The sequence below is a fragment of the Caballeronia sordidicola genome (assembly GCF_000729995.1).
GTDB lineage: Bacteria > Pseudomonadota > Gammaproteobacteria > Burkholderiales > Burkholderiaceae > Caballeronia > Caballeronia sordidicola_A.
In genome coordinates this window covers 212,060-232,384 of record NZ_JNFG01000009.1, presented here as the reverse complement: position 1 = coordinate 232,384, position 20,325 = coordinate 212,060, and the positions used below count along the sequence as shown (strand labels likewise).

Annotated in this window: 15 protein-coding genes; 14 read left to right on the top strand and 1 reads right to left on the bottom strand. The window is 55.3% G+C overall.

All coding sequences use genetic code 11. The features are described 5' to 3' along the window. Window positions 1-22: 22 nt before the first annotated feature. The 3 genes from FH08_RS52515 (at window position 23) to FH08_RS0110470 (ending at window position 2,292) form a co-directional block, all read left to right on the top strand. Window positions 23-172 (top strand): hypothetical protein, encoded by a 150-nt coding sequence (locus tag FH08_RS52515; protein WP_160172456.1) that lies wholly within the window; start codon window positions 23-25, stop codon window positions 170-172. Then, window positions 169-435 (top strand): DUF1488 family protein, encoded by a 267-nt coding sequence (locus FH08_RS0110475; protein ID WP_051888101.1) that lies wholly within the window; start codon window positions 169-171, stop codon window positions 433-435. Before FH08_RS52515 ends, FH08_RS0110475 begins: the two co-directional genes overlap by 4 nt. A gap of 66 nt (window positions 436-501) precedes the next feature. Then, window positions 502-2,292 carry an acyl-CoA dehydrogenase gene (locus FH08_RS0110470; RefSeq protein WP_051888099.1) on the top strand — a complete coding sequence of 597 codons (1,791 nt, stop codon included), beginning with the start codon at window positions 502-504 and terminating at the stop codon, window positions 2,290-2,292. A 336-nt stretch (window positions 2,293-2,628) separates the two neighbouring features. On the opposite strand, the gene FH08_RS49415 is transcribed toward FH08_RS0110470, so the two are convergent. Continuing rightward, window positions 2,629-3,744 carry an AraC family transcriptional regulator gene (locus FH08_RS49415; protein WP_051888097.1) on the bottom strand — a complete coding sequence of 372 codons (1,116 nt, stop codon included), beginning with the start codon at window positions 3,742-3,744 and terminating at the stop codon, window positions 2,629-2,631. A 398-nt stretch (window positions 3,745-4,142) separates the two neighbouring features. Between FH08_RS49415 and FH08_RS0110460 the strand changes: the two genes are divergently transcribed. From FH08_RS0110460 to FH08_RS0110410, 11 genes are all read left to right on the top strand, one after another. Continuing rightward, window positions 4,143-5,525 carry a TetR/AcrR family transcriptional regulator gene (locus FH08_RS0110460; RefSeq protein WP_051888095.1) on the top strand — a complete coding sequence of 461 codons (1,383 nt, stop codon included), beginning with the start codon at window positions 4,143-4,145 and terminating at the stop codon, window positions 5,523-5,525. A 378-nt stretch (window positions 5,526-5,903) separates the two neighbouring features. Continuing rightward, window positions 5,904-7,991 carry a 3-hydroxyacyl-CoA dehydrogenase NAD-binding domain-containing protein gene (locus FH08_RS0110455; RefSeq protein WP_031358266.1) on the top strand — a complete coding sequence of 696 codons (2,088 nt, stop codon included), beginning with the start codon at window positions 5,904-5,906 and terminating at the stop codon, window positions 7,989-7,991. Between the two features lie 30 nt (window positions 7,992-8,021). Continuing rightward, entirely contained in the window at window positions 8,022-9,206 is a 1,185-nt protein-coding gene (locus FH08_RS0110450; protein ID WP_031358265.1) for an acetyl-CoA C-acyltransferase, read from the top strand. Continuing rightward, window positions 9,203-11,038, top strand: coding sequence for an acyl-CoA dehydrogenase (locus FH08_RS0110445; RefSeq protein WP_031358264.1), 1,836 nt, complete (start codon window positions 9,203-9,205; stop codon window positions 11,036-11,038). Before FH08_RS0110450 ends, FH08_RS0110445 begins: the two co-directional genes overlap by 4 nt. Before the next feature lie 350 nt (window positions 11,039-11,388). Then, on the top strand, window positions 11,389-12,075 hold the full coding sequence (locus tag FH08_RS54130) for a PAS domain-containing protein (protein ID WP_051888093.1): 687 nt from the start codon (window positions 11,389-11,391) through the stop codon (window positions 12,073-12,075). 313 nt (window positions 12,076-12,388) lie between these two features. Next, window positions 12,389-13,276, top strand: coding sequence for a phytanoyl-CoA dioxygenase family protein (locus tag FH08_RS0110435; RefSeq protein WP_081889428.1), 888 nt, complete (start codon window positions 12,389-12,391; stop codon window positions 13,274-13,276). A 96-nt stretch (window positions 13,277-13,372) separates the two neighbouring features. Further along, window positions 13,373-14,275 carry an NmrA family NAD(P)-binding protein gene (locus FH08_RS0110430; RefSeq protein WP_031358261.1) on the top strand — a complete coding sequence of 301 codons (903 nt, stop codon included), beginning with the start codon at window positions 13,373-13,375 and terminating at the stop codon, window positions 14,273-14,275. A gap of 656 nt (window positions 14,276-14,931) precedes the next feature. Further along, window positions 14,932-15,150 (top strand): hypothetical protein, encoded by a 219-nt coding sequence (locus FH08_RS0110425; protein ID WP_031358260.1) that lies wholly within the window; start codon window positions 14,932-14,934, stop codon window positions 15,148-15,150. Window positions 15,151-15,161: 11 nt separating this feature from the next. Then, on the top strand, window positions 15,162-16,670 hold the full coding sequence (locus FH08_RS0110420; RefSeq protein ID WP_081889427.1) for a cytosine permease: 1,509 nt from the start codon (window positions 15,162-15,164) through the stop codon (window positions 16,668-16,670). A gap of 153 nt (window positions 16,671-16,823) precedes the next feature. Next, entirely contained in the window at window positions 16,824-17,705 is an 882-nt protein-coding gene (locus FH08_RS49410) for an NAD(P)-dependent oxidoreductase (RefSeq protein WP_152602787.1), read from the top strand. Window positions 17,706-18,602: 897 nt separating this feature from the next. Beyond that, entirely contained in the window at window positions 18,603-19,976 is a 1,374-nt protein-coding gene (locus FH08_RS0110410) for a DUF1329 domain-containing protein (protein ID WP_326928949.1), read from the top strand. Window positions 19,977-20,325: the final 349 nt, after the last annotated feature.

Below are 20,325 nucleotides of genomic sequence, written 5' to 3'. Positions count from 1 at the left end.
AACCGGGACACGGAATCTGTCCATGGCTAACATCGACTTCGCATTGATATCGCCTCAAAATTTGCTCGATTTGTTGACGATTGCGGCGTCAGAAGCTGCCGCATTCGATTTCGTAGTCGCTTTTTCGATGGGTTCTCGCATCGAACGCCTTCCTGAACCGGAGACTTTATGAACGTTGTCTTTCCTCCCACCGACACGGTCTCCTTCGAGGACGGGAACGCAGTCTTTGATGCGTTGGTAGATGGCGCCTCTGTGCGTTGTATCGTCACGGAGCGGGCCTTGGGCGCTGCATCTCCAGCAGACCAGGTGTTGTCAAAACAAGAGGCGTTTTCTCTTGGCGAAGCAAAAATTAAGGAAACGGTTATGCGACTCCTTTGTTTCACGACGAGCGTACCAGTCGTCGTTACCTCGGCCGACCTGTCTCATTCATTTTAATGGATTTTCTGGACATGGTCTCCGGCTCCCGGAATCATTGGCGACACCCAACGAGGGTTACAGGGTATGTATAACGCACCCATAAAAGACATGCTCTTCACTATCGAAGAATTGACGAGCTATTCCAGTGTCCAGAAGCTTCATGAATTCTCCCAAGTCGATTCAGATATGGTAGCGACCGTGTTAGAGGAGGCGGGACGCTTCGGACGTGATGTCCTGGCGCCGCTAAATACGCAAGGTGACCGGGATGCTGCCGTTTTCGAGGCTGGAAAGGTTCGCACGGCGGCCGGATTCAAGGAGGCGTACAAGCAGTTTGCGAAGAACGGTTGGCAGTCGCTCGCTCATGATTCGTCGCTCGGCGGGCAGGGGCTGCCGGGGGTTCTTGCGGCTGCATGCGAGGAAATCTGGCATGCAGCAAATATGTCCTTCGCCCTGTGTCCTATGTTGACGGAAGGGGCGATAAAGGCGCTCAACATCGCTGGTTCCGAAGCGCTGAAAAAGCTTTTCGCAACAAAACTGGTCTCGGGGGAGTGGACGGGAACGATGAACCTGACGGAGCCACAGGCGGGCTCGGACCTTTCGTTAGTTCGTACGCGCGCGGAGCACCAAGCGGACGGAACCTACAAGATTTTCGGTACGAAGATTTTTATCACGTACGGCGAGCACGACTTCACCGACAACATCATTCATCTGGTACTCGCGAGGGTTAGCAGTGCGCCCGCTGGTGTGAAGGGGTTGTCTCTCTTCGTCGTTCCGAAGTTTCTCGTTAAGGAGGATGGAGGCATTGGTTCGCGAAACGACGTAGCGTGCGTAAGTATCGAGCACAAACTCGGAATCAAAGCGAGCCCGACGGCTGTGTTGCAATTTGGCGATGCCGGAGGTGCGGTAGGCTATCTGGTTGGCGAAGAAAATCGCGGCCTTGAGTACATGTTTATCATGATGAACTCGGCGCGTTTTTCTGTGGGCATCCAAGGCGTTGGCTTATCTGAGCGGGCATATCAGCAAGCGCTTGCCTATGCTTGTGAGCGTCAGCAAGGTCGCGACGAGGGGGCTACTGCAAATCCGACGGAAATCATCAATCATCCGGACGTACGACGTCAATTGGCGACTATGCGCGCTTCGGTTGAAGTTTCTAGAGCTTTAGCCTACAGCGCCGCTGCTTTTGATGACCTAGGCAAATACTCGGACGATGCCTTCATAAGAAACTCGAACGCGGCGAAATACGAGTTTATGGTTCCTATCGTTAAAGGCTGCTGTACGGAGGCCGCGGTCGATGTGGCGAGTGCGGGGGTTCAGGTTCATGGGGGGATGGGATACATCGAAGAGACTGGTGCCGCGCAATATTACCGTGACGCTCGTATTCTTCCCATCTACGAAGGAACAACTGGTATCCAGGCCGCGGACTTTGTTGGTAGGAAAATCGCGCGAGACAAGGGTCGGGTGGGTTCAAGCTTTATCACCGAGATGGATGAGGCAATTTCGGAGTTGCAGGCACATGCCGGAATAACCTTTCTACCGGCAGCACGTTCGCTCTACTTTGCTCGTCGGTCGTTCGGTATTGTTATCGACTTTGTTGTGCGGAACTACGATTCGAACAGGGCACTCGTCCTCGGCAACGCGGTTCTGATTCTAAAGTTGTCTGGCCTCGCGCTTGGAGGATTGCAGATGGCACGGACGATGTTGGCTGCCTCCCGAAGGATGAACGAAAACAGGGCGTTCTTTCAATCCAAGCTGGAGATTGCAGATTTTTATATGCGTACAATTCTTCCGACATGTACGTCGCTGGAGATTGGCATCTGCAATGAGGATGGCAGTGGGAACCACGTACCCTCGAGGCAGGCGTTGGCTCCAGTTTGAATGTTCCCATTCGGAGGGTTGGTTTACTGGAGCTGCTCTTCGTCCGTCACGGCGGCGTTATGGCACGAACTACCCGGAGAGTTCAGCGAGGTTGGGCGCGAATCTGTTCGCAGTGGCACGGAGTTCGGCGAGCAACAAGTCAAGCTGCGTCCCCCTCATGGCGGTCCTTCTGTACCGGTTGCACGTGAGGGAAATCTGACAGAATTTCGGACTGCCAGCATCGCGGCGTGGTCCAGACGAAGCGAGAACGTGGAATCGGCGCAGGCGCACAAAGTAACTTGATTCGGTGGAGCCGGCCATGTCGAGCCACCGAATTGCCAGTTCGCGATGAACAGTCTACGCTGCCACAGCCTCGTGAAATTCGATGTGCTTCTGCAGCCGTTCACTGCCCACAACCATTTCACACGGCATATCGCCGCCGCATTCTTTGGTGCGATATTGACGGGGAGCCTGCCCAGTCCAACGCTTGAATGCGTGGCTGAAATTGGCAGCGTCACTATATCCGAGCTTTTCTGCGATTACTTCGGTCGTGAGTGATGTCGACGATACATAGTGAAGCGCGAGCTTTTTGCGGACGTCGTCGAGAAGCTGGCTGTAGGACGTGTCCATCAGGTCGAGCCGTCGCCGCAGGGTTCGCGCTGACATGCAGAGCGAGCTGGCAACCTCGGGAAGGGTCGGAATGATACCCGCGGCATTCGTGAGCATGGCACGTACGCTCGTCGCCAGGTCCACGTCAGTGCCTCGTGCCTCCATGAGTTGGTCGCACGCTTCAAGGCAGGCGCGATGGGTACGCGGGTTTGCCTGAGATAGCGAGCTGTCGAGCCAGGCAGCATCAAAGCGAACCTGGGCGACATTCCCTTGGCGTACCGTCTCGCAGCCCAGTAACGTGCTGGCGCGACTCTGGAATTCCGCCGATGTCGCCGGAAGGCGGATGGACGATGCGCGAAACCCCGCAATCTGCAGGTCCCGCAGGAACGTCAATACCTTCGCCACTTCAAATTCGACGCACAGCCCGCGCTCTTCTGCTGAAAGGCCGACAGGCTCGGAGAAGTACAGGATGGCTTCACTTCCTTCAATCGAGAGCGTCGGTCCACATTTCATGTTCAGCAGCAGCCTGTATTGCGCAGTGACGGCCAGCGCCTCTCGCAGCGTCGAACTACTCCACAGCGCGTATCCGATGATGCCGAATGCTGTCAAATGGACGCGTGACCCAGTGCGAAGAGGCAACAATCGGTCGCCGGTGAAGCGAGTAGCGTTCGCAACTACAGTCGCATGCTGGGTGAGGGTTGCAAGACATTTTCCCTGATGTAGCGCGGCGCTCGTCAAACCTGTGCCCGCCAGCGCGACCATAGATTGCACGCCCACAGAGCTAGCTGAGTCGATGATGACCGAAATTTCCGTCGGGTTAAGGCAGGAAAACCCTGCGGATGCGTCCATATCCAGTCGTTTCATGCTCGCTCCTACGCGCTTGCAGACAAATTTATGGTGCTGGCCTCGACACCACCATATTTTTAATTATATAAAACCGGTGGAATGACCTAAGTTTATGAGTTGGACGACCAAACATGCAAGATGAAAAAAATAAACGTTTTCCCTTATAACGCTATGCCACATAAGGGTGCGACAAATTATTCAAGAACACTATAAAATCCCGTAAATGGTGCAGTATAGGCATTCCATGCCATATGAAAACGTTCTGTAAACTTGTGAATTGACCTATAATTGCGTGGCAAACCACGTAGTGAGTCCGGGGGAAGGATGTGGTGTACAGAGCTGGGGAAACGGAGGTGGCGAATATGACAGTGGAGGACTTCGGCGGTACGGTGCAAAGTCGTAATCGAGAGCGTCGCATGAGCGAAATACTTTGCGCGGCGATTGAAGTGTTTAAGGAAGACGGGTATGCAGGCTTTGCAACCCGCAAGGTTGCGGTACGAACTGGGTTGACACTGAGCAACGTCCAATACTACTTTCCGACGAAACAAGACTTGCTACGCACGACCGTGCAAGCGTTCCTTGACGACTCGCTCAAACACTATCGGACAATCGCACGCCAAAGCGACATCCCGGCGCACCGCCGCTGCTCGGTGCTTCTCGACCGTATCTTTGAAGAAATTCAAACGACAGATGCAAGAAAGTTCCTCTATGAAGTTTGGGCTCTTGCGCAGCACGAGACATACATCTCAAGCCTCGTCAAGGCTGCATATAGCGCCTATCGCGACGTGTTCGCTGGACTGCTTCGCGATATAAACCCAGACCTGTCCGACGACGAATGCGCCGCGCGCGCACTAGTCCTAACGGCGCAGGGCGAGGGCATGATGATATTTTCCGGGTTTTCGGTGGATTCCGAAAAGGACTACGCCGAATTTATTCGGACTACAAAGCGTAGCGTCAGGCTGGTGGCCGGGCTGTCCGAGCGCGGCGCGCGGGCCATGCCTGAGGAGCGTAGCCCGCAGCTCGCGCCAGAAACGAACGGCTGCGACGACGAGGCTCAGCCCGCACCCACACTGGCAGGTGTTTTCGGCTCAGAAGGCCATCTTCAACACGGCCGGATGGAGTTGAGCCTGCGGCAGGTTCATAGTGGCAGCGGTCCCTATCGTCCGACAATGCAGAACAAGAGAAGGGAAGAGAAGGTCAACAAAATCGTGACCGCTGCCGCGAACGTTCTGGCGCAGGAGGGATACTCCGGCTTCACACTCGCCCGGGTTGCCAACGAAGCAGGCATGTTGACGTCCGCGCTGCAGCATTACTTCCCGAATCACGAAGATTTGCTGCAAGCTACCATCTCCGCTCTAATGAGAACCTACCAGGACAGGTACTCTGAGATGAGCCGGCCGAGCGGGAGGCCCGCGATGGAGCGTCTGTTTGACATTCTTGATGACGTGACGGACGAGGCGTGTGACCCCCGTGTCTGCAGATTTTCGTTCGAGATGTTTGCTCTTTCCCAACGCTCGGATGTCACTCGCGACTTGGTGAGCAGCATCTATTCCGCTTATCGAAACGTGTATGTGGATCTGGTGAGAGAAATCGACCCATCTGCTACCAATCGTGAATGCCTGGCGCGAGCGACGTTGATAGCCATGCAGGTAGAAGGTTTGATGGTCTATACCTACGAGGCCGGGAAAGGCACGCACGGTATTTCCAGAGTGCGCGAAGTCATCAAGGCTAACGCCGTCCAAATTGCTGTCGGACCATCGAAGGGCCGGATCCACGACTCTGAAGAACGGCCGGTCTAACTCGGGCGTTGCTCTTGCGTGGGGGGACTAGCGAGTCGTCTCCGCGTGCTGTATGCGGACATCCGTGCCGTAACCCACGCTGCCGTTGGCCGAATCGCCAATATAGCCATATCTTTTGGCTCTATTTCGGATGCCTGCGAATAGCCTTGGGACACTTCCTAAGTGCTGGCAAGGCCACGTCAGTATTTCACCTGGCGCGCGGTAGCTTCGCCGCGGGCTCCCACATTGCTCGGTCAAACCGCACACCGTCTTTGGCCGCGGGCCACCTGTTGAACTGCCACGCCTTCTATAGGCTGCATACCATCGCAGCTCTGTCGTCAAGGTTGGTCTACTTCTTCGCTAAGCTGCATCCCGGAAATACCTAACCTCAGAAAATCTATGTCCGTTGAATTCGAAACTCAAAGTGGCGTGGCGCTTATCACGCTCAATCACGCGCCGGTAAATAGCTTGGGTCTGGCAGTTCGAGAGGCAATTGTTCATGCGGTTCGCAGAGCTGAGGCAGACAGCACAGTGAAGGCTGTAGTTATTGCGGGCGCCAACGGGTGTTTCTCGGCGGGCGCAGATATTGAGGAGTTCGCCGACGAGGGCGGATTGGCATTTCGATCCCCCACGTTGCCTGAGGTGATTGACGTTATTGAACGCTGCAAAAAGCCCGTCGTTGCCGCAATTTCAGGTGTTTGCCTCGGCGGTGGGATGGAATTGGCGCTCGGTTGTCATTTCCGGGTCGCTGAACGTGCAGCTCGCTTCGCGTTGCCTGAAGTCAAGCTCGGCTTACTTCCTGGTGCAGGCGGGACGCAGCGGCTCACTCGGGCAATTGGCATGCGTGAAGCGCTTGGCATCATTTGCACGGGTGAGCCCCTAAACGCAGAAAGAGCAGCGCTACTCGGGCTGGTAATCCTCGCTGACGGGGATGCCAAAGGTCTTGCAGCCGCACTGGCCTTGGAGGCCGCCTCGCGCGATGAGAGACCGAGCCTTCGAAATCGAGAGGTCGCGGAAGATGACCGCACCAACGCAGAGAAAATTGCAAAAGAGCAACTGTCTACTCTCCGTCACGCCAGATTGGCGCACACGGCATGCATCAGGGCAGTGACGGCCGCCGTTACGCTTCCCTTCGACGAGGGAGCGAGGGTCGAGTTCGAGTGCTTTCGCGAGCTGCTGGAAAGTGCCGACAGCACGGCGCTGCGATACGCCTTCTTTAGCGAGCGCACTGCGGGCAAGATTCAAGGTGTTCCTGCCAATCCGGACATCCGCCCAATCGACTCGGTCGCTGTCATCGGCGCAGGAACAATGGGGGCGGGTATCGCGATGTGCTGCCTGAACGCGGGCTACCCTGTCGTGCTGGTCGATCGCTCTCGCGAAGTCCTCGACAGAGCGATGGCGACTATAAGAAAGACTTACGACGCCGGTCTGGAGAAAGGCCGGCTGACGGCGGCTGTTCACAAGAAGCGGCTTGAGGCGATTGAGACCACGACAAATATGGCCGCAATTGCTCGGGTGGACCTGATTATCGAGGCGGTCTTTGAGCAGATGGACGTCAAGGAGGCGGTGTTCAGAACGATTGACGAGCACGCGAAGGATGGCGCCATCCTTGCCTCGAACACGTCGACGCTGGACGTAAACCGAATCGCCGGCTTCACCAGGCGCGCGGGCGACGTGATCGGTTTGCATTTTTTCAGTCCCGCCCACGTCATGAAGTTGTTGGAGGTCGTGCGCCCGAGCCAAACGCTCCCCGACGTGCTGGCCACAACGATGAGATTTGCAAGGACGATTGGCAAGGTCGCCGTCGTTTCGGGTGTATGCGACGGATTCATCGGGAACCGTATGGTCGAAGAATACTGCCGCCAAGCGTTTTTCCTTCTTGACGAGGGTGCAACGCCGAACCAGGTTGACAGCGCTCTCGAGCAATGGGGCATGGCGATGGGCCCGTTCGCGATGTCAGACCTCGCTGGCAATGACATTACATATGCGATCCGTAAGAGACGCGCTGTTGAGCAGCCTGATCGCCCATATTCAAATATTCCGGATGTAGTTTGCGAGATGGGACGTCTGGGTCAAAAGACTGGTGCGGGCTGGTACCTATATCCGTCCGGCAGTCGCAAGCGTGTTGTTGACCCGGAGATTGAGTCGGTCATAAGCCGCCTTCGCGGGAAAACCGATGTTCCGAAGCGTGATATCCCCGACGACGAAATCGTATCGCGATGCCTCCTCGCCTTGGTGAACGAAGGTGCCAAGATTCTTGAAGAAGGGGTAGCGCAACGTGCCTCGGATATTGACGTTGTGTACCTCAACGGATACGGATTTCCCGCTGTGCAGGGTGGCCCAATGTTCTATGCCAACAAACTGGGTATCCCGGAGGTCGTGAGTCAGATGGAACGATTTCAACAAGGCTACCAAGGCAAATTCTGGACGCCAGCATCGCTCATCGCTCAATTGTTGAAGGAAAAGAAAGATTTCAATCACGCATAGCCGGCGAGACTTCTCGTCGCGGAGGAAAAAATGAAGGAAGCCGTAATTGTGTCAACCGCTCGTACCCCGATTGGCAAGGCTTACAGGGGCGCATTGAACGCGACCAAAGGTGCGACGCTCGGCGCACATTCAGTTCGGGCGGCGGTTGAAAGGGCAGGCGTTGAGCCGGGAGAGGTTGAGGACGTCATCATGGGTGGCTCGCTGCTCGAAGGCACGACGAGCTGGAATATCGCTCGCCAGATTGGATTGAGAGCGGGGCTGCCGGTCACCACGAGCGGAGTGAGCGTCAACCGCTTCTGTTCAACGGGCCTGCAGACGATTGCGATGGCGGCTCACAGCATCCTCGTCGACGGGGTCAATGTGGCCGTCGCTGGCGGCCTGGAGTCGATCAGTCTCGTGCAGAACAAGCATCAGAACATGCATGCTTTCAAGGACGAATGGATGGCGGAGCACCGCCCGGAATATTTCTTGTCGATGCTTGAAACCGCCGAGGTTGTTGCGAAGCGCTACGGAATCTCTCGAGAGAAACAGGACGAATATTCCCTGCAGAGTCAGCAGCGATTTGCGAAGGCTCAGGCGGACGGGCTGCTTGACCCGGAGATTGTCAGCATCTCGACCGAGATGGAGGTCACGGACAAGGCGACGGGCGAGGTCACTCGAAAAAAGGTGACGCTTGAAAAGGACGAATGCAATCGACCCGAGACGACTATCGACGGCCTGGCTGCGCTCAAGCCGATTAAAGAGGGCGGCACAATCACGGCAGGCAATGCAAGTCAACTGTCTGATGGCTCGTCGGCATGCGTTGTGATGGACGGTGCGCTTGCAGAGAAGCGGGGAATCCAGCCGCTCGGTATTTTCCGGGGATTCGCTGTAGCAGGGTGCGAGCCTGACGAGATGGGCATCGGTCCTGTCTTCGCCATTCCCAAGCTCCTTAAGCAGACTGGTGTTCGTATGGACGACATCGGGCTGTTCGAACTCAACGAAGCATTTGCCGTACAAGTGCTCTACTGTCGCGACAGGCTAGGAATTTCCAACGAGATTCTCAACGTCAATGGCGGGGCCATTGCGGTCGGACACCCATATGGTATGTCCGGCTCGCGGTTGACAGGACACGCATTGCTTGAGGGGCGCCGCCGTAATGCCAAGTACGTCGTCGTCACGATGTGCATAGGCGGAGGGATGGGCGCGGCTGGATTGTTCGAGGTCGTCAAATGAATTCTCTGATTCTGTCCCGTCGCGATATCAATTTCATGCTGTATGAGTGGCTCGCGGTTGAGTCTCTCAACAATCGCGAGCGATTCGCGGACCATTCGAAAGAAACGTTCGATGCCGCCCTCGATACATACGAGGAGGTTGCGACGGAACTCTTCGCTCCGCACAATAAAAAGAATGACCAGGTTGAGCCGTCCTATGACGGTGAAGTGGTTACCGTCAACCCGGAAATAATTACTGCAGTTCGCGCCTTTGCAGATGCGGGACTGCTCGCGGCAGTCCACGATTACGACCTTGGTGGAATGCAACTCCCAAACGTCGTCGAGCGAGCGGGGATGGCCTTCTCCATGGCTGCCAATGCCTCCACTTCGGGTTATCTGTTCCTGACGGCTGCGAATGTCAATCTGTTGCTGGAATACGGCGGGGAGAATCTCGTTACACGCTTTGCAACCGACCTTCTAAGAGGAAAGGCGTTAGGCACGATGTGCTTGTCGGAACCTCAAGCTGGCTCGTCACTTGCTGACATCACAACCCGTGCGGTCGCACAGCTCGATGGCACCTACAGGGTCTCCGGAAACAAGATGTGGATTTCCGGAGGTGACCACAATATTTCGGAGAACATTGTCCATCTCGTGCTTGCCAAAATTCCCGACGAAACAGGGAAATTGCCGGCTGGCGTTTCCGGTATCTCTCTGTTCGCCGTGCCAAAGTTTATAGTGGACTCGGACGGCACGCAGAAGCAGCGCAACGACGTCGCGGTGGCGGGACTCAACCACAAGATGGGATACCGGGGTACTACTAACTGCTTACTCAATTTTGGCGAGGGTAAGTACATGCCACGAGGCCAAGCCGGTGCGGAGGGGTACCTCGTGGGCGAGGTTGGACGTGGCTTGGGCTACATGTTTCACATGATGAATGAAGCTCGGATTGGCGTGGGGCTGGTGGCGGCAGCGCTTGGCTATACCGGTTATCTGCATTCTGTCGACTACGCACGAACGCGCCGGCAGGGCCGTGCGGCCTCAAGCAAGGGGACGTCGGCGGGAGGCGCCCAGGTACCGATTATTGACCACGCCGACGTGAAAAGGATGCTTCTTGCGCAGAAGGCCTACGCAGAGGGCGGGTTGGCGCTGGCTTTCTATAGCGCGAGACTCGTGGATGAGCAGCAGACGGCACCAGATGAGCAAGCGCGTATCCGCGCTGGACATCTACTTGATTTGCTTACGCCTATTACAAAAAGCTGGCCGTCTCAGTGGTGCCTCGAGGCTAACACCCTCGCGATTCAGGTGCATGGCGGATACGGCTACACGCGAGATTACAACGTAGAACAATTCTATCGTGATAACCGTTTGAACCAGATTCATGAGGGGACGCACGGCGTTCAAGCCATCGATTTGCTGGGTCGAAAATTCCCGATGCGAGGCGGTGAGCTCGTTCAAACTTTTGCCTCGGAAGTTGCCGCGGTAGTCGACTCTGCGCTTCTCATCGTGGCCCTGAAGAAATACGCCGAAAGTTTGAGGACCGTTATGGCGCGCGTCGCCTCTGTGGGAGCGCGTCTTCAAGAGGAATCGGGTCGTGAACGACAGCTCGCAAATGCATCGAGTTTTATGGAAGCATTTGGTCATGTCGTCGTGTCGTGGATATGGCTGCAGCAGGCGACGGTTGCCGAGCGTGCGCTTAAAGAAGCGATCGATGATTCAGACGCGAACTTTTATCGTGGGAAATTACAGGCGTGCAAGTATTTCTTCGAATGGGAACTTCCGAAGGTCTCTTCCATGCTGGCTGTGCTCGAACCCCTAAGCGTTGCCTGTCTGGAGATGCAGAACGAGTGGTTTTGAGAGTAGCGCATGGGTAACGCAGGCGCGCGGCGCATCAATTCTAGGGTTTGTCTGCAGTCTCTCGTTTTGAGATGTGCTGCCTCTTGTTGTTCTGGATTGTCGCCGCCGTGGCCGCTCCTCACATGTTGCTGGCGAACGTTGTGCCCTATGCTGTTGCAATTGCCTGCAGACGCGGCGCTAGGTAGACCATTGACTCTCACTCGGTGTTGATGATTCGGAGGTGCTGGCTGCGTCCTGGATAGCATCCGTGGTCTCTGTAAATCATATAGAGACTCGATAACCATTCGCCCATTCTCTACGTTGCAGTGAAGCGGGTATGAGGTCGGCGCACCAACGCGAAACTGACTGCAATGCATCAAAAAACAACTGCTCCTGCCAAGAAAGACGAAACGGATACCGAGTTCGAGATGCTAAGAAGCATCACAGGTCGGATTAACGGTTTCTTGTACCGCTGCAAGAATGACAATCAATTTTCAGCCATCTATCTGAGTCCTTCAATAGAGACGCTGACCGGATATCCATCCACGGATTTTCTCTCGGGTAAGAGTCGGTGTCTTGCCGACCTACTGGAACACAGCGATGTAGCGCACTTGAGCGAGATGCTTGATGATGCGCTAAAGCGTCGCGTGCCATGGACCGTTGACTATCGACTCAGGACAAAGTCTGGAACGTCAGTTTGGGTCCGCGAAGTGGGGGGAGGCGTGTTTGACGAATCCGGGAATCTGCTTTACGTGGAGGGGTTGGTTCTTGGTGTCGAAGGAGAGCGAGCGGCAGAAATGAAGAATGCTCAGCGTTTGGAGGCCCTCTCAACCGGCACTGCCGCGATTCTCTCGGACGCCGACGAGATACTCACCACCATACGAACCTTGTCTCTATTGTCGTTCAACGCACGCGTGGAAGCTGCGCGAGCTGGGGATAGCGGCCGCGGATTCTCGGTTGTGGCGAGCGAGATGAAACTGTTAGCTGACGGAACGGATAAGCTCGCCAAGCGTATTTCTATCAGTGCGACCAAGGTTCGCTCGACTATGGCGGGCTGACGCCTTTTTTCTGATAAATACAGCTAAGTAAATTCAAGTCCAATTCTCACTTGGCGAGACTCAGGTCTTTTCGCCCGATCTCATTGCGAAAGAGGGCAGTGAGTTAGCTTAAAAAGCAAAGAGAGACCATTTCGTCGAGCACCTTCGAACGTCAAAATGGCCTTGTCTCACATTGCTATTGATTCCCGCAAGACTAAACTTTTCACGCGAATCAGAACACCTTGTTCGTCTGTTCACAGCATACGCTGTTCTCGATGAAGAACGCTATGCGCCCTCGTGAACGTTCCATCATCAATTCTCCGGGAGCTGCACCGTGTCGTCAACATCCAATGGTCAAAAGCTGCAACGAGTCCGCGCCGGGACCCCAGCCGTAGAAGTGAAAAAGATTATTGACGCTGATGGCGGCGTCATCATTCAAGGTCTCTTTGCAGAGCAGGTAGAACGCCTGAACCTTGAGTTAGATCCCCTCCTGAACGATTGGCACGAGGGTGTAAAGGGCAATGAGTGGATGGAGGAATTTGCCGGGCGGCAAACGAAGCGCATGACTCAGTTGATTGCGCGGAGTAAGGTGTTTCGCGAAGAAATCCTCGACGACCCCACGATGCTCTCGTACATCGACACGATGATGCTCGGGACCTCGGATTCATATTGGATGAATGCCGCGCAGGTAATCCAGCTCCAACCTGGAGAAAAAGCACAGTTCCTTCATCGCGACCTCGAGAATTATCCAATTTTCAGAAAGTACGGCCCTGAGGGCCCGGAGGTGATGTGCAATTGCCTTGTTGCGTTATCCGACTACACCGAGGAGATGGGTGCGACCCGTGTTATTCCCGGCAGCAACAAGTGGTCAGACTTCGAGGAACGCGGTGACCCGGAGCAGACTGTCGCAGCGGAGATGGAGAAAGGAGACGCTCTGGTCTTCTCAGGTAAGTTGCTGCATGGCGGCGGAGCAAACCGCAGCAACAAGCCTCGGCGGGGCATGGCACTTGCCTTCTGTCCGGGATGGTTGGTTCCCGAAGAGGCGTATCCGTTTGTCGTTCCGATGGAGATTGCGCGTACGCTTAGCCCGCGTGCTCAACAGCTGGCAGGCTTTCGGTCGTTTCACAACTCCACCCTCGGCGGGGGTAGCCTTTGGCAGGTCGACTACCTTGAGCTCGGCGACTTCCTCAAGCTGAACGAGCCGCTGGGCGAGAATGCATAGGGTCCCGGATAATGCCGCCCGTTTCACGTTGCCGTCGCAATATATCGCGCGGCAATTGCGTGGACGATTTCTTAGTGTTATCGAGTAAGGGAAACTATGAAGACTGTGCTTATTCTCGGGGCGACCGGAAACCTTGGCGGCTTGGCTGCAAGTGTTTTGACTGAAAAGTATCCGGAAGTCGGTTTGAGGCTGACAAGCAGCCGCGGGTCGGGTTGTGACTCGCTCCGCGAGCTTTATCCAAACGCAGAGGTTCTTAGAGCAGATTGGTATGACTTGAGCAGTCTGGTTGAAGCCATGCGGGGTGTTGACTCTGTCTTCATTGTTGTCCCCGACTTTACAACGGACGAAAGCATTGTCACTCCGAACATAATCAGTGCCGTCAAGACCGTTGGCGGCATCTCTCAAGTTGTGAGGTTGATTGCTATCCCTCCGGGACTAAGCGCAGCGCAACTGTCGCCGGAGTTTCTGGCAACGCGATGTGGGGCAAATCTAAGCGTTATCGCCAAGCCACTTTTGGATACAAGTGGTCTTCCGATGACCTACATAAATGTGCCATGCTGGATTATGTTCAATCTGCCATGGTTCCTCGCACCTGAAATCAAGGCGAGGCGTCGATTGGCGATGCCGCGTTCGTCTGACTCCTCGCGGTTATGGATTTCTGAGGCCGACGTCGCGGAGGTCGCAGCCAAGATATTGGCGGAAGACCCATCGAAGCACGGCGGAGAGGAATACGTGCTGACCGGGACCGAGCGCATCGATTTCGCTCAGATTACCAGGCTCCTCGGTGAGGTGATCGGCGAAGAGGTCGTACTCGCCGACGACGACCGCCCGCTACGCGACGCCATGGGCGACAAGTTTGACGCTTTAATGACGTACTTCCGCCACGAGACGCGCGACTACGACGGTGTATCTGTGACGAATACGGTTGCTCGTCTCCTCGGGCGCCCGCAGGTGACCCTCAGGCAATACCTGGCGGCCAATCGAGAACTATTCATCTAAAGCTCCTCGGAGCGACCACTCGCTTCAGCCGGACGGAGACCTGCCAACAAGCCTTGGCAGGTCGGGTTTATTCGCGACTGGTCTGCTTCGCCCAACGGCGATGGTTAGGCGGCATCTTTCTCGTACCGACGATAATACCCTCCCGGACCGGTTGTGCCTGACTGCGAACCGGAACCTGATTCGGTCAAACGGTGCTTCATAGGGTCGGAATCACTTTATTTCGATATCGATGGCCGCAATTCACAGTCATTGGGGCCGCGGTACACATTACCGTTCATTTTTGGTTGAAATAATCTGATGTTGAGCGTGGTCGGGTCGCAGCTAGTGAGGCTGGAATGCGGGGTACTCGGAATTGCCCATCGACTTTCTTCTTCGTATCCTTTCTTCGACAACGGCTTCTTACGGGGCGGCTCGGTGGGGAAGTTAGAAAGCGGGATATCGCGCGATAGGCCAGATAGCGATGAGGACGTTTTACGACACCACGACTATCCTGCCAGGCGCTGAAGCGACTTGAGAGATCAAGCCCATTTGCGGGCGGCGCTCATCTTACCCAAGTCGGACGGGCGGCTTATAGAGTCTTGTCAGCACTTAACAATTTCCCCCGGCACTCGACCGCGGAAAAATTTCAACAGCCTGTTAGGGATCAAGGAGCGGAAATGAATATGACAACATCAGGCGTTGAGGCTTCGCCGGATATGAGCGACCGTGGGCTCCAGCTAAATCGGGACCTCGTCAATCAGTTAAACGAGATGGTACAAGGCGAGCACGCCAGTTCGGAATGCTGGGCCTCCAGCCGCCCAATGCTGCTCGAAGGTTTGCTCTGGAGCGCTCTCGGAGCTGTTCTCTGGATAGTCACGCTCTACCTTGTTTCGTAGGAACAAATACCATGACCGAATCCAATCATGGACACGCCAGTAGTGTCGAGCAAGAGGCGCTTTCGGGTCGCCTTCCCGTGCTTGCAAGCGAGCGTGTTTACAAAACTTACGGATCGTTCCTGTGGACGTGCTGCGCATTCAGTGCCGCGACATGGGCGTTTCTCATCGGCGGGTTTCTTCCGTACGTCGGCGACTGGCGTCTCGGTGTCATGGGCTATGTCATCGGCCTTGTTATCGGCATGGCAATTGTTTCACTGGCATCAGGCGTCCCGAGCTACAAGTACGGGACCGACGTCATTGACACAGCCAAGTCGTGCTTTGGCTATCGGGGCATCGTTGTCCCGTTGCTCGGACTGCTCGCGACGCTGATAGGTTGGTCTTTTGTCGTTGAAGCCTTAACGTCTCGCGGCGCAGCGAACATTGCCGCATCCGTGACAGGTGCAGGCGCGATAGGTGGGGCACATGAGAAGTTGGTGATTGGGGTAGCGCTTGCGTCACTCCTCCTGGTCTGGCTAATTGCTTGCAAAGGACCAAAACTGTTCGAGCGACTCAACGGCTATATCGGGCCTTTGCACATGCTGATTACGGTGATGATGTTCGGAATCTTGATTCATCGGTTTGGTTTGCACTCGCTTTGGATAAACCAACTGTCTGCCGACAAAATGCTTACGCATGACAAGACGCGTGGCTTAGCCTTGGCGGTTGAATTTGGCATGTCAAATGCGATGACTTGGTGGCCGGTGATGGGTGGTCTGACGCGTCTCGTGAAGCGCCGGGGGCACATCATGGGGCCGTCGATAATTGGCGTAGGACTGATGGGTGCGGCTTTCGTCTCTTCTGTTGCTGCGCTTGCTGCCATCAGTGCTGGAACCCACGACCCGACGATTTGGATGATTGCCCTGGCGGGTCCGATTCTCGGCAGCGCCACGATGGCGGTCGTTCTTATGGCAAACATTGCGACGATGGTCGTGATGATTTATCTAGCCGGGGTTTCAATCCAGCAGGTCAAGTTTTTCGCCCAAATCAAATGGGAACTTCTGCTCGCGCTAATGCTACTCCCTGGGATTTACTTCGCATTTAGAACGGAGTGGTTACTATCCGCCGTCATGAGTTGGCTTTCATACAACGGCGTGATGTTCGTCGGCGTGACTGGCATCACGCTGGTCGACTACTTCTTTCTCCGGAACGAGCAACTGGATCCGGCTCATCTCTTCGCAACGAAGGGAAGCAAGTATGAGTTCTGGGGTGGTGTGAACTGGATCGCTGTCGTTATCACAGGCGCGTCAACCTGGGGCTATCTCTTGCTTTACAACCCGGTCACATCCGACTCGAGCGGCCCGTTCAAATATCTGGGCGCGTCTCTCCCGATGATTGTGCTCGCAGGCTTGGCGTATTTCGTTGCGGTCAAGGCTATTCTCATTCCGCTGCGTAGGGGCGGTTATACGGCCAGCGGGGGGGCAATGAGTAGAGCAACGCTGAGTCAGCAACCCGACAGAGGGGCTGTAACGGTCGCTTTGTGACGTTCTTGGCGACCTTTCGCTCTTATCAATTTCGCGCTACTTCGATGGTCCGCTACTGCGGCGACAGTTCAAATCAAGGACACCGTTACGGCGGCGTTGGTTGGTTCGATCGGCGATTTCACCACAGGCAGCGCGATTAAATTGGAAGCTTCAATGTCAAAGGTACGAACGGTGGCGCTTATCGGGCTCGGAGCAATGGGCACTGCATTAGCTCAAGCCTTTATTCGGGGCGGCTTCAGTCTTACTGTCTGGAACCGTACCGCGGCCCGGATGGATGTGGTTGTCAAGGACGGGGCATCCGGTGCAAAGAACGCCGCGGCTGCCGTAGCTGCAAGCCCATTGATTGTTATATGCACCATAGACAAATCAGTGGCTGCTGCGTTGCTGCAGCAGGCCGACGTCGCCTCATCGCTCGCAGGCAAGACTGTTGTGAACCTCAGTACGGGAAGCGTGGACGAGGCCCGAGCTATTTCTAAGTTCGTCGAATCCAGCGGGGGGAGTTACATTGATGGCGGAATCATGTGCTATCCGCGCGATATCGGAAAGCCAGCGACATCTGTATTGTATTCAGGCAACGCAGCGGCCTTTGAAGAGCATAAGGAAGCGCTGGCGTTCCTCGGCGGCAATGTTCGCTATCTTGGAAGTGACCCCGGCACAGCGCCGACGATTTATCTTGCGCTGTACGCGTTCTACTTCGGTTGCGTTGCATCATTTTTCGAGGGCGCTGCGCTGGCTGAACGGGCGGGCGTAACCCCGGAAGCGTTTCGAGAGACTTCGAAAATAATGCTCGAGGTACTGAATGAAGCACTACCGGATGCAACGCGCCGTATCAAGTCCGAAGACTACTCTGGGGAGCAGGCGTCTATTGATGTACACCATGCGGGGCAGTTGGTAGTGCGCGATGCCTACAAGGCCGAAAACATGGTGTGCAAGGTGACGAACGCATACATAGCATATCTAGAAAGGGCTCAAAAGGCGGGTGATGGGCCCAACGATATCGCAACCATGTATCGTGCAGTGAAGAGTACACCGTGACGTAGGTTTCGGGGCTCTCAGTTAGCCGTAACCGATTGTGATGCAAGAAACGCGGCGAGCCGCACCGTTTGCCGGTCGGTAACGTGTCCGCGCTGCCGCGGCCGAACGGGCTTGACGTATCACCCGTGATATCGCATTAAGCACTGCGGCAGACACTGTCGAGTTATGCCGGTTGGTCAACATTGACCGCGAGGGCTGGCGCGATGCCTTGACGGTCTACCGCGATATGCCGCTTGCTAACGAGCTGGCCCCGGTTGATCGGGCTTTCGGGGTGCTTTGTTCGACCCCGGGGGTTTGCTACGCGCGCGCCATCGACGTTCACACGGCACGAGCAATCGCATTATATCCACTCAATCAGGCAAGCAGCGCCAGATGCTGGCGCTCTCGTACGCCGTTGTCCAACGGGAGCCGCAGTCGGCGCCGGCGCTTCATGCCGCTGCAGAAGCCACATTTTCTGCGGCAGGTTTTCCCCGGAATGCCAAGGCACGGCTCGACAGAATACTATTTAATGTCACGAAGTCGTCTATCGGCGAGCGTCCACATATCGCGAGCCCGGCCGCGCTCGGGCAGCAACGGTTCACACGTACTCCACCAAGCGTCACCTATTCGCTGTCTGGTCTTCCGACGTCAAACATCTACTCCTCGTATTCGGAAGAAAGGCCATGTCAACGAGTTCTAGGCGGCCGTGTGTTAGATGACCGTCCAGCGCCATCAATTGTCCTGCTGGAACATGTTTAGCCACGGTCTAGTCATCTACGCTTATAACTAATAGCTTTGATTCTTGAGGGCGGTGGGCCAGGTCCCGTGTCTGGCTGCACCGAAGGCGGAGCGGAACGAGATTTCTTGCTCCTCCTTGCGATTGGACCGGCCGTTTAGACGGCGTAAACATTTGAGGACATGATGGCGATTTCCCGAACCAAACTAATTGTTGCGATGGCGCTGGCGGCGGTCGTTTCTGACTTTGCCACTCCCGCATTTGCAGCCGACCTGACAGCGGCAGGTGCTGACGCGGCAGGGAACAAGGACGGCACTATCCCTGCTTACAACACCTCAAGCAGTCTCGAAAGTGGATGGACATCGGGGAAAAACCGTGTGGACTTCTGGAAGTACAAAGGAGAGAAACCGCTCGTCGTTATAGACGCATCTAACGTCGATAAATATGCAGATAAGCTAACCCCGGGCCAAGTCGCACTGGTGAAGGTGAACAAAGGCTACACGATGCCTGTTTACCCATCGCATCGCGATTGTGAATTGCCTGCATATGTACAGGACAATACCAAGGCCGCGGCTGGGAAGGCGAGTATTGGTTCCGATGGTTGGTCAATCAAAAATGCTGTTTTGCCGAGCGTGCCATTTCCTGAGCCCAAGTCGGGAATCGAAGCAATGTGGAACTTCCTCACACGGTACCACGGCATAGGAATCGATTGGCAGGATGGCTACACCATCGTGTCTGCAAGTCCTGGTCAGAGCAACCGCATCGATGTCAGATGGAAGCAGATTTATTATTATCCTTGGGCCAAAGAAGGGCAGCCGACGCCTCTCAAGGATGACGGTATGCTGATGGGCGTTTGGTATGGATACTCTCAGCCTGCGGCCCTGTCTGGACAAGCCGTTATAAACCGGGTGTATTTCAAGGATGATACTGAGTCGTACTATTACTTCACGGGACAACGCCGCGTGCGTCGTCTCCCGAGCTATGCTTACGACGCCCCACTGATTGGCTTCGAAAATCAATACACCGTCGACCAAAGTCTTAACTTCTTCGGTCTACCGGACCGCTTCGACTGGAAGCTGTTGGGTAAAAAGGAAATCTACGTTCCATACAACTCGTTTGGGATGCTTGATACAAAAACGCCAATTGCCGAGGGTGCTCAAGAGAACTTTATCAACCCGAATAACCGCCGCTACGAGTTGCACCGCGTCTGGGTGGTCGAAGGGACAGTCAAATCTGGAATGCGCCATACAATGCCAAAGAAGCTTCTGTATCTCGACGAAGATACATGGAACGCTGTCGTTGGCGATGACTACGACACCCAAGGAAAAGTATGGAAGGTCAAAGAGTCTCCGGTTATCCCAATCTCCGAACTTCATGGCGCCTGCTCGGCAGACCAGTTCGTTATGTATGACTTGAATGATGGTCGTTATGTCGGAGATGGCTTGGTGTTCGGCGCGTCCAAGGACCCGAAATACTATGAAAAAAATGACGGGAACGTTGCCTTCAAGGACGATTATTACACCATGGAGAGCTTGCAACAACAGAGCTCGCGGTAGACGCAAAGCGATTCCGATTCCGAGAGCCTGAGGCTTAAGCGTTTTAAATAGTTGTCGGCCCATTGTTGGCGCTGCGTGACTTCCACCAGGGATGCGCAGCGTTTTTTTTTCTCAACTGTTGGTGAACTACCATAGTGGCGGAAATTTTCGGGCTGTCGGGTCGCGTCCTGCTGGCGCGTGGCCTGTCTGCTAGTTCACCGCGCCGCACCTGACCGAAATTTCCTTTCCGCGCGCCAGGCGGATTCTCGAAGATGACGCGTTGACTGAAAAGCGGCTGAACAGCTACGGTCGAGCCAAGCGGACTTAAAAGGCTGATTTGGATGGCCCGGAAGGTCGCAATGGAGGCGGA

Bases quoted from the DNA above. Each gene is read 5' to 3' on its own strand.
- FH08_RS0110445 (WP_031358264.1), top strand. From the start codon at position 9,203: ATGAATTCTCTGATTCTGTCCCGTCGCGATATCAATTTCATGCTGTAT.
- FH08_RS0110475 (WP_051888101.1), top strand. From the start codon at position 169: ATGAACGTTGTCTTTCCTCCCACCGACACGGTCTCCTTCGAGGACGGG.
- FH08_RS0110420 (WP_081889427.1), top strand. From the start codon at position 15,162: ATGACCGAATCCAATCATGGACACGCCAGTAGTGTCGAGCAAGAGGCG.
- FH08_RS0110460 (WP_051888095.1), top strand. From the start codon at position 4,143: ATGAGCGAAATACTTTGCGCGGCGATTGAAGTGTTTAAGGAAGACGGG.
- FH08_RS0110455 (WP_031358266.1), top strand. From the start codon at position 5,904: ATGTCCGTTGAATTCGAAACTCAAAGTGGCGTGGCGCTTATCACGCTC.
- FH08_RS52515 (WP_160172456.1), top strand. From the start codon at position 23: ATGGCTAACATCGACTTCGCATTGATATCGCCTCAAAATTTGCTCGAT.
- FH08_RS0110450 (WP_031358265.1), top strand. From the start codon at position 8,022: ATGAAGGAAGCCGTAATTGTGTCAACCGCTCGTACCCCGATTGGCAAG.
- FH08_RS0110410 (WP_326928949.1), top strand. From the start codon at position 18,603: ATGATGGCGATTTCCCGAACCAAACTAATTGTTGCGATGGCGCTGGCG.
- FH08_RS54130 (WP_051888093.1), top strand. From the start codon at position 11,389: ATGCATCAAAAAACAACTGCTCCTGCCAAGAAAGACGAAACGGATACC.
- FH08_RS49410 (WP_152602787.1), top strand. From the start codon at position 16,824: ATGTCAAAGGTACGAACGGTGGCGCTTATCGGGCTCGGAGCAATGGGC.
- FH08_RS0110425 (WP_031358260.1), top strand. From the start codon at position 14,932: ATGAATATGACAACATCAGGCGTTGAGGCTTCGCCGGATATGAGCGAC.
- FH08_RS0110470 (WP_051888099.1), top strand. From the start codon at position 502: ATGTATAACGCACCCATAAAAGACATGCTCTTCACTATCGAAGAATTG.
- FH08_RS0110430 (WP_031358261.1), top strand. From the start codon at position 13,373: ATGAAGACTGTGCTTATTCTCGGGGCGACCGGAAACCTTGGCGGCTTG.
- FH08_RS49415 (WP_051888097.1), bottom strand. From the start codon at position 3,744: ATGAAACGACTGGATATGGACGCATCCGCAGGGTTTTCCTGCCTTAAC.